Annotated in this window: 5 protein-coding genes and 2 pseudogenes; 4 read left to right on the plus strand and 3 right to left on the minus strand. The window is 65.4% G+C overall.

Annotated features, from left to right (window positions below):
* The first annotated feature begins 37 nt into the window (after positions 1 to 37).
* Together BCV67_RS04555 and BCV67_RS04560 are read left to right on the plus strand one after the other, a co-directional pair.
* Positions 38 to 553, plus strand: a complete 516-nt coding sequence (locus tag BCV67_RS04555) for a hypothetical protein (RefSeq protein ID WP_062166664.1) — start codon at positions 38 to 40, stop codon at positions 551 to 553.
* A 72-nt stretch (positions 554 to 625) separates the two neighbouring features.
* Entirely contained in the window at positions 626 to 1,147 is a 522-nt protein-coding gene (locus tag BCV67_RS04560; protein ID WP_062166665.1) for a DUF4124 domain-containing protein, read from the plus strand.
* 8 nt (positions 1,148 to 1,155) lie between these two features.
* Here BCV67_RS04560 and BCV67_RS20650 read toward each other — a convergent pair.
* Positions 1,156 to 3,246 (minus strand): annotated as a pseudogene (locus BCV67_RS20650) (DUF3418 domain-containing protein); the annotation flags it as partial.
* Positions 3,247 to 3,482: 236 nt separating this feature from the next.
* Positions 3,483 to 5,358, minus strand: a pseudogene (gene hrpA, locus BCV67_RS20655) (ATP-dependent RNA helicase HrpA); the annotation flags it as partial.
* 163 nt (positions 5,359 to 5,521) lie between these two features.
* On the opposite strand from hrpA, the gene BCV67_RS04570 reads away from it, so the two are divergent.
* Positions 5,522 to 6,043 carry a Dps family protein gene (locus tag BCV67_RS04570; RefSeq protein ID WP_062171410.1) on the plus strand — a complete coding sequence of 174 codons (522 nt, stop codon included), beginning with the start codon at positions 5,522 to 5,524 and terminating at the stop codon, positions 6,041 to 6,043.
* Positions 6,044 to 6,441: 398 nt separating this feature from the next.
* Positions 6,442 to 8,244 (plus strand): DNA helicase RecQ, encoded by a 1,803-nt coding sequence (recQ, locus tag BCV67_RS04575; protein ID WP_062171413.1) that lies wholly within the window; start codon positions 6,442 to 6,444, stop codon positions 8,242 to 8,244.
* 34 nt (positions 8,245 to 8,278) lie between these two features.
* On the opposite strand, the gene BCV67_RS04580 is transcribed toward recQ, so the two are convergent.
* The gene (locus BCV67_RS04580; protein ID WP_172837722.1) at positions 8,279 to 9,895 is read right to left on the minus strand and encodes a ShlB/FhaC/HecB family hemolysin secretion/activation protein; all 1,617 of its coding nucleotides are present in this window, start codon (positions 9,893 to 9,895) and stop codon (positions 8,279 to 8,281) included.
* Positions 9,896 to 9,898: the final 3 nt, after the last annotated feature.

Below are 9,898 nucleotides of genomic sequence, written 5' to 3' on the forward strand. Positions count from 1 at the left end.
CCTACACTAGCGCCCACCCTCTCTGGGAACAATATTCATGAAGCTGCCTCGCCTTGCTGTTTTGCTTGCCGTCACCGCTTTGTCGTCGTCCCCGTTCCTCGATGCCCATGCCCAGCGTGTGGTGCAGGGCGATCTGCAGCAGCAGATGTCCGCCGCCGAATTCAACGCCGCCGGCCTGAACAAGCTCAGCCCGGAGGAACTGGTCACCCTCAACAACTGGTTGCAGGGCAAGGTGGCGCAGGCGGCCACCATCGCCGTGGAACAGGCGCGCGAAGAAGGCCGCCAGGAAGTGATCGTCAAAAACCGCGGCTTCTCCGACTTCGGCTCCAAGGATCCGATCGAAGCCACCTTGGAAGGCGAGTTCCGTGGCTTCAGCAAGGGCCGCCAGTACACGTTGGGCAACGGCCAGATCTGGGAACAGACCGACGACACCAGCGTCAGCGGCGTGCGCAAGCAGGCGCCCAGCGTGCGTATCACCCCCGGCCTGATGAACGTGTGGTACCTGCAGGTGGACGGGCTCAACACCCGCGCCAAGGTCCGCCGCACCAAGTAAGCGCCAGCCCTGTCCCGGCCACGCTGGCCGGGGCGTTGCGTCCCGTCATCGAATCTTCGAGCCTGCTGCCCCATGCGTGTATTCGTCCTGCCCCTGTTGTTGCTGTTAGTCCCGACCAGCGCTGCCGCACAGGTCTACAAGTGCAAGGGCAAATCCGGCGAGACCATGTATTCCGAACATCCCTGCGATGCGCGTGCCGAACCGATGAAGCTGCGCGATCAGGCCGCCGCCACTCCCGCAAACTCGGCCAGCAACGCAGACGGCCAACCGGCAACAGCAACGACTGCGGCTCCGGCAGCCGGCGGCACCGCCGCCGAAGCGCTGGAAGCTGAACGCAGCTGCATCAGTACCGCCACCGCGTCCATCTACGGTTCTTCCAATGACCGCGTCGGCACCCTGCAGCAGCAGATGAGCACGCTCAACGAACAACTGGCCCAGGCCACCGACGCCGAACGCAGCCAGGCCCTGCGCCAGCGGATGGCAACCTTCCGCCAGGCCATCAGCCGCGAACACGCCTCGGCGCATACGCAGATGAACACCGCCCGCCGTGCCTGCATCCAGCAACACCGCCCGGAGGCGGCGATCACCCGCTAGCGCAGCCGTCAGCTGCGCAGTGCCGCCACCCGCTGGGCCAGCTTCTTGGCCGAAATGCCGGAACGGAAGCCCAGCTCCTGGGCAAACAGCGATACCCGCAGTTCCTCGATATCCCAGCGCAGCGCCGCCCATTGCGGGCGCTCGGCCAGGCCCTGCACACGCGCCTCCTGCAGCGCATCGACGAAGGGTTTGAGTTCCAGCATGCGCGCCTGGTCACGCGGAGGATCACGCTTGGCCCGTTCGGCCCGCAGGATCATCGCCTTCAGATAACGCGGGAACTGCGCCAGTGCATCGGCCGGTGTTTCACGCAGGAAGCCGGCATGCACCAGGCCCGCGAGCTGCGCCTGCATATCGTCCAGATTGCCGCGCGCCCAGCCCATCAGCGGTGACTCCAGCTGCGGCTTCAGTTCGCCGACCAGTCCGAGGATGCTTTCAGCCAGCTTGAGCCGCTCCATCGCCTCGCCAAACAGGCGCTTGCCCGCATCGGCGCAGCGTTGCTGGAAGGCGTCTGGTGTGCGGATCGCTTCCAGGCCTTCGGCCAGTACGGCATTCAGCGCGGCATCAACCAGGTCGCCACGCAGCCGTTCCTGCGACTCGATGGCTGCGTACAGCAGGCCGGTCTTGGGCGACACCGGCAGCTGCTTGCGCGCCTGCTTGAGTTTGTCGGCCAAGGCGATTTCCAACAGCCGGCGCACGCCCTGTGGATGTGCAAGCGCGGCTTCGTTGCGGTCGGCGAAGATGCGCAATGCCGCCGCATCGCCGGTATCCACCAGCGCCGGATACGCCGGCACGCCCGCTTCACCCGGCACCTGCTCGGGGATGGCGGTGGCCGGAAACTCGCGCAACCCCTCAGCCGCCAGCGCCGCGCCCGCACGTGCGGCGAAGGCGCTGCCGGCACGCTCGCCAAAACGGGCGCGCAAGGCATCCAGGTCGCGCGACATGGCCAGCAGCTTCATGCCGCCCTTTTCGCTGGAAGCAGCGTCTTTACCGCGCCCTGTCGGCGCCGCTGTCACTTCAAACAGACGCAGGTTCATGCGCAGGTGCGGCTCCAGCGCCTCCACGTCGAAATCGGTGGCCGCGACGACCGCACCGGTGGCCTTGGACAGGAACCGCGCCAGCTCGCCACGGATGTCATCGGCTGAAGGCTGTGGCCAGGCCTCGGCAAACGCGCGCCCGAAATCCGGGGCCGGCACGTAGTTGCGGCGCATCGCTTTGGGCAGGCTGCGGATCAGGGCCGAGGCCTTGTCCGCGACAAAACCGGGCGCCAACCACGACAGCCGCGCCGGATCCAGCGCATTGAGCAGATGCAGCGGCACATCCAGGGTGACGCCATCCTCCTCGCTGCCCGGCTCGAAGCGGTAATGCATGGCCAGCCGCGCATCGCCCAGCGGGAAGTACTTCGGGTAGCGGTCCTGCTCACTGCCCTCGCCCGGCAGCAGATCGGTCAACGACCAGTGCAGGCTGCGCCGTTGTTCCGGCGGCAAGGCCTTCCACCAGCCATCCAGCAGATTGGCCGAATGGATATGCGAGGGCACCCGGTCCAGATACCAGCGCGCCTGCCAATCCTCGTCGGCAACGATGCCGGCGCGGCGCAGCTTGGCTTCTTCTTCGCGTGCCTGTTCCAGCAGCTTGAGGTTGTCGGCGACGAAGCCGGCACGGGTGTTGATTTCGCCGGTCACCAGCGCCTGCCGCACGAAGATGTCGTGGGCCTCGCCGGGGTTGATGCGGCCGTAATGCACCGACTTCTTCGGCGCCAGCACCAGCCCGAACAGGCTGATCTGCTCCGAAGCCAGCACCTGGCCTTGAGCACGCGACCAATGCGGGTCGAAGTGTTTGCGGGCCAGCAGGTGCGGCAGCTCGGCAATCACCCAATCCGGCTCGATCGACGCATTGGTCATGCCCCAGACCCGCTGTGTATCCAGCAAGGTGGCACTGAGCACCCACGGCGGCGGCCGTTTGGCCAGTGCCGAGCCGGGGAACAGATGGAAACGGCGCTGGCGCGGGGCCTGGAAATCGCCCTTCTCGGTGCGATGGCCGACCTGCGTGGGCAAGCCGGCCAGCACCGCACGGTGCAGGGTCTGGTAGGCCGCTATGCGCACCTTGTCCGGGATCGAAGCCACGCTTGGATCGGGATTGGGTTTGCGCGTGTTCTTTGCAGGCGCTGCGGCCGCTGCAGGCACCGCGTCGGACACCGACGCTTTCCCTTCACGCGCCAAACGCGCCGCCTTGTGCTGCTCGCCACGGGTGGCCTTGCGCTTGGCTTCGCTGTCGCCGCCTGCCGGCAGCGTCGGCGGTGCCGACAGCAGCGCCTTGCCGAAACTTTCGTCCTCGCCCATTGCCCAACCCAGCTCCTCGCACAGCAGCCGCAGCTGGCGATGCAGCTCGCGCCATTCGCGCATGCGCAGGAAGCCAAGAAAATGCCGTCCGCACCAGTCGCGCAGCTTGGACTGGGTAAGCTCTTCATGGGCATCGCGGTAGGCATTCCAAAGCCGCAGAATGCCAATGAATTCGGAACGCGCATCGGCAAACAAGGCGTGCGCGTTGTCGGCCGCCTCGCGCGCCTCCGGGGGCCGTTCGCGCGGATCCTGGATACCCAGGAACGAGGTGATCACCAGCATCTCGCGCAGACAGGCGCTTTTCTGCGCGGCCACCAGCATGCGCGCCAGCTTCACGTCCACCGGCAAACGCGCCATCTGCTTGCCGATGGCGGTGAGCCTGCGCTCCTCGTCAATCGCACCCAGCTCGACCAGCTGTTGCCAGCCGTCGGCTACCGCACGTTCGTCCGGCGCTTCCAGGAACGGGAAGTCGTCGATGCTGCCCAGACCCAGCTGCAACATGCGCAGGATCACGCCAGACAGCGAAGAACGGCGGATTTCCGGATCGGTGAATTCCGGCCGGCTCAGGAAGTCCGCCTCCGAATACAGCCGATAGCACACGCCCTCGGAAATACGCCCGCAGCGGCCCTTGCGCTGGTTGGCACTGGCCTGCGATACCGGCTCGATATGCAGACGGTCTAGCTTCTGTCGCGGGCTGTAGCGCTTGATCCGCGCATAACCGGGATCCACCACATAGCGGATACGTGGCACGGTCAGCGAGGTTTCGGCGACGTTGGTGGTCAGCACCACGCGGCGCTTCGGGCCGGGGTTGAAGACGCGGTCCTGGTCCTTGGCCGACAGCCGCGCATACAGCGGCAGCACCTCGGTTTCGCGGTATTTGCGGCGTTCCAGCGCCTGGTGGGTATCGCGGATCTCACGTTCGCCGGGCAGGAAGATCAGCACGTCGCCGCGCGCATCGCTGCGGGTGATTTCATCAACCGCAGCAACGATGGCCGACACCGGATCCATCGCCGACTCGCTGTCCGCCTCCACCCGCTTGCCACGTGCCGGTGCCGCGGCGCTTTGCGCGCTCTGCCCCATCTCATCCAGCGGCCGGTAACGCACTTCCACCGGATAGGTGCGGCCTTCCACATTGACCACGGGCGCATTGTCGAAGTGGCGCGAGAAACGCTCGGTATCGATGGTGGCCGAGGTCACGATCAGCTTCAGATCGGGGCGTTTGCGCAGCAGCTGCTTCAGGTAGCCGAGCAGGAAGTCGATGTTGAGGCTGCGTTCGTGCGCCTCGTCGATGATCAAGGTGTCATAGCGCGACAACCAGCGGTCCGAGGCGATCTCGGCCAGCAGGATGCCGTCGGTCATGAACTTGATGCGGCTGTCCTCACCGACCTTGTCGGTGAAGCGCACCTGGTAGCCAACCACCGTACCCAGTTCGGTCTGCAGTTCCTCGGCCACGCGCGCGGCTACCGCACGGGCGGCGATACGACGCGGCTGGGTGCAGCCGATCATGCCGGCTTCACCGCGGCCGGCGGCCAGGCACAGTTTGGGCAGCTGGGTGGTCTTGCCGGAGCCGGTTTCGCCGGCGATGACCACCACCTGGTGGGCCTGGATCAGCCCGCTGATCTGCTCGGCCTCACGCGCGATCGGCAGCGCATCGTCCGTGCTGATCGCGATTGGCCGCGCCGCGCGTTGCTGGCGCTGCGCACGCGAGCGCTCCAGCAGCTGCTGGAACGCCTGCTCGGCGGCAGCGTCCGCCGGCTTGCCCTGCCAACGCGACAGCAGCCCAAGCAGACGGCCACGGTCACGGCTCATCGCCCCGTCAATCGCCGCGCGGGCAGCGCGCAGGCGCGCCGGTGGATCTTTTTCGATAGTGCTCATCAATCGTTCAACGTGAAAACTTGAAATACAGGTAAGGTGCCCATAGCGCTATTGTGAAGCCATTCAACCCGCCAAGGAGTAAAGCGTCATGGCCAAGGCCAAGAACAGCAGCAAACCAGAAGCCGGAAAGAAGAAACTGGCAGCCGCAGCAACCGGCGGCACGATGGAAATGGGGAAGAAGAAGCTGGCGGCCGCCGCACCGTCGGCGCCCGGTGTTGATATCGGGATCAAGGACTCGGATCGCAAGAAGGTAGCCGATGGTCTGTCGCACTTCCTTGCCGATGCCTACACGCTGTACCTGAAGACCCACAATTTCCATTGGAACGTCACCGGGTCGATGTTCAACTCGCTGCACAACATGTTCATGGACCAGTACACCGAGCAGTGGAACGCCCTGGACGAGATCGCCGAGCGCATCCGCGCCCTGGGCTTCAACGCGCCGGGTTCGTACCGCGAATTCGCGGCGCTGACCTCGATTCCGGAAGAGCCGGGCCTGAACGACAGCGCCGATTGGCGCGAGATGGTACGCCAGCTGGTGGTCGGCAACGAGGCCGTATGCCGTACCGCCCGCAAGGTGCTGGACCAGGCCGATGACGCCGACGACGCTCCCAGCGAAGACCTGCTGACCCAGCGCCTGCAGATCCATGAAAAGTACGCCTGGATGCTGCGCTCGCTGCTGCAGTAAACCCGCTGCTGTAGTAAATCGGTAGGGCTTCGCACCGGCGGCTCTTCCAGGTTTCCGTGAACGGAAACCTGGACCCTGCTTGATCTGCCTGCCAGATCCCCCCGCCTACAGCGCGCCCCCTTGACTCAAGGGGGCCTTGCTCCCGCGCTTTTCTGTAGTGCCGAGCCATGCTCGGCAAGGGCTTGCCCGGTAAAGCCTCAGCCGAGCATGGCTCGGCTCTACCCAAAAACCGCAGTCCTGTAGTGCCGAGCCATGCTCGGCAGGGCATGCCCGGTAAGCTCCAGCCGAGCATGGCTCGGCTCTACAGTGGGGCCCGTGCAAACCTGAAATGGCTGCGGCTGCGCCACTGACGCTGCCTGGACCAGTCAGGCCGGGCCGCCAGCGGGTAAACTATGGCGATGCCCCAGAGTCCCGCGCAGCAACTGCTTTCCAGCGTTTTCGGTTACGACAGTTTCCGCGGCGACCAGCAGGCCATTGTCGAACACGTTGCCAGCGGCAACGATGCCCTGGTGCTGATGCCTACCGGCGGCGGCAAGTCATTGTGCTATCAGATCCCGGCGCTGCTGCGCGACGGCTGCGGCATCGTCATCTCGCCGCTGATCGCCTTGATGCAGGATCAGGTGGAAGCCCTGCACCAGGTCGGCGTCCGCGCTGAATTCCTTAATTCCACGCTGGATGCCGAAACCGCCGCGCGGGTCGAGCGCGAACTGCTGGCCGGCGAGCTGCAACTGCTGTACGTCGCCCCGGAGCGGCTGCTCACCGGGCGTTTCCTGTCACTGCTCAGCCGCGCGCACATCGGCCTGTTCGCCATCGACGAAGCCCACTGCGTGTCGCAATGGGGCCATGACTTCCGCCCCGAGTACCGGCAGCTGACGGTGCTGCACGAGCGCTGGCCGCAGGTGCCGCGTATCGCCCTGACCGCCACTGCCGATCCGCCGACCCAGCGCGAAATCGCCGAACGCCTGGATCTGACCACGGCCCGGCATTTCGTCAGCTCGTTCGACCGCCCCAACATCCGCTACACGGTGGTACAGAAGGACAACGCCAAGCGCCAGTTGCTGGGCTTCCTGCGCAACCACCGCGACGAGGCTGGCATCGTCTACTGCATGTCGCGGCGCAAGGTTGAGGAGACCGCGCAGTTCCTGTGCGACGAAGGCATGCAGGCACTGCCCTACCACGCCGGCATGCCGGCGGAGGTGCGTGCCGCCAACCAGCGCCGCTTCCTGCGCGAAGACGGCATCGTGATGTGCGCCACCATCGCCTTCGGCATGGGTATCGACAAGCCGGACGTGCGCTTTGTCGCGCATACAGACCTGCCCAAGTCGATGGAAGGCTATTACCAGGAAACCGGCCGTGCCGGCCGCGATGGCGAGGCCGCCGAGGCCTGGCTGTGCTACGGCCTGGGCGATGTGGTGCTGCTCAAGCAAATGATCGAGCAGTCCGAGGCCGGCGAAGAACGCAAGCAGCTGGAACGCGCCAAGCTCGATCACCTGCTCGGCTACTGCGAATCCATGCAATGCCGGCGCCAGGTGCTGCTGGCCGGTTTCGGCGAAACCTATCCCAAGCCCTGCGGCAACTGCGACAACTGCCTTACCCCGCCCGCCGCCTGGGACGCCACCATTCCCGCGCAGAAGGCATTGAGCTGCGTCTATCGCAGTGGCCAGCGTTTCGGTGTGGGCCATCTGATCGACATCCTGCGCGGCAGCGACAATGAGCGCATCCGCCAGCTCGGCCACGAAAAACTCAGCACCTATGCCATCGGCAACGACCTGGATGCACGCGCCTGGCGCGGCGTGTTCCGGCAACTGGTCGCCGCCAGCCTGCTGGAAGTGGACCCGGAAAGCCATGGCGGGCTGCGCCTGACCGATGCCAGCCGCGACGTGCTCACCGGCCGCCGGCAGATGATGATGCGCCGTGACGCCACCCCGACGCGTGAGCGCGAGCGCGGCGGCCCGCGCACCGGTCTGCCGGTGCAGGCCGGCGACCTGGGCCTGTTCCAGGCGCTGCGCGGGCTGCGCGCGGAACTGGCACGCGAGCAGAACGTCCCGGCCTTCGTGATCTTCCACGACAGCACCCTGCGCAACATCGCCGAGCAGCGCCCGACCAGCGTCGAAGCACTGGGCAAGGTGGGAGGCATCGGCGGCAGCAAGCTGGCACGCTATGGCCAGCGCCTGGTCGAGATCGTGCGCGAGCAGGGCTGACGCGCAGGGCAGAACCTGCCCTGCGCCATGTGCATCACCAGCGGGCGCTGATACGGAAATCCGCGCGAACGCTGTCCTGGTCCTTCAGCACCTTGTCCAGCGGATGCCCGAGATCGAGGCTGTAGCTGTAACGCTTGAACACCTGCCCGTTCAGACCAAGGCCAACGCTGCTGATGCTTGCCGAGCTCGGGAAGTCGCCCCGCACCTCGCCATGATCGAAAAACACATAGACATCATGTGCCTGCCGATACGGCCGGTGCAGTTCAACGCTGCCGAAGTAGCCCTTGACCCCAGACAGCGCACCACGCACATAGCCGCGCACGCTGCCAATGCCACCTACCTGGAACAGATTGCTGGAAGGGAGGAACTCACCCGAGGTGAACTGCCAGCCCAGCTGCGCGCGATACAGAAAGCCGCTGCCACCGATGCGCTGTGTCCAGCTGGTGTTGCCATTGGCAACGGTGAAATTGCGGCCGTTCTTCAGCGTCTCATCGGTGCGCACCCGCGAGACGCCCTGGTAGATCGTCCAGTCGTAACCGTTGTTGCGGTAACCGGCGCTCACGCCCACAGAGAGGTTGGTGGATTTGATCTCCGAGACCTGCACATCCGCAATCTCGGAGGTGGAATCTCCGCGTGAAACGCTGGCCACGGTGGAAAGCAACCACTTCTGGTTGGCGATCCAGGGTTGGCTGTAATCAAGCCCGTAGCTGGTCGATTCGCCGGTGATGTCGAGGTCGCGGTAGGCACCGTCGATGATGTTGATCTGATTGCGTGACACGTTCACGCCAACCCGCCCATTGCGCGTATTGACGATACCCGAATAGGCGATCCGGCCTTCAAGCCCACCTTCCGAGTAGGCCACCGAGCCAGCCAGCAGGTCGTTGATACCGGCCAGCCCCCAGAACTGCCCCTGTACGCCGTAGCGCTCGCGTCCGGTGCTTTCGACACCTGAGTTGTCGACGAACACACCCCAGTTGTGCCGGTCCGGAAACTCGGTCATCAGCACGATGTCGGTGGTGCCCACCGCTGCGCCCGGCCGCAGCAGCGCGCGCACCTGCAGGTCGCTGGTGCGGTTGAGGTAGACCAGCTCATCACGCAGACGATCGGTCTGCACCACTTCGCCTTCGGGCTGGTGAACCCGCCGCTGCACGAAACGCTCCGGCACCCGGCCCTCGCCCGCCACCGTCAGCGTGCCCAGCCGGCCCTCGATCAGGCTGATATGCACCACACCGTTCTCGATCGCCTGCCCCTTCAGCATGGCCTTGGCAGTGGATATGCCCTTGGCGGCGTAGAGCGCGTTGACTTCGGCGACCAGCTTCTCCAACTCCGCCATGCTGACCTGACGGCCCACATAGGGCGCGGCGATGGCATCAAGCGCCTCGCGAGCGAGCAACTCCGATGGACTGAAACCTACCTCCTTCAGGGTGAAGTGCAGATCACCATCGGCGTTGTTGCCCGGCTTGTCCTCGGCTTTCTGTTGCTCCAGCGGATCGGTCAGCGGCCGCTGCGGCTGCAGCGGCTGCCGCTGTTCGTAATACCCATCAATGCGCTGCGTCGTTGTCTGTCCGCCCTCATTGGCGGTTGACTGCGCCTGCGCCATACACGGCAGCAATGCGCTGCCGAGTAGCAGCAACCCTCGGTACATCTTCATTCC

It is taken from the genome of Stenotrophomonas nitritireducens, assembly GCF_001700965.1.
Taxonomy (GTDB): Bacteria; Pseudomonadota; Gammaproteobacteria; order Xanthomonadales; family Xanthomonadaceae; genus Stenotrophomonas; species Stenotrophomonas nitritireducens_A.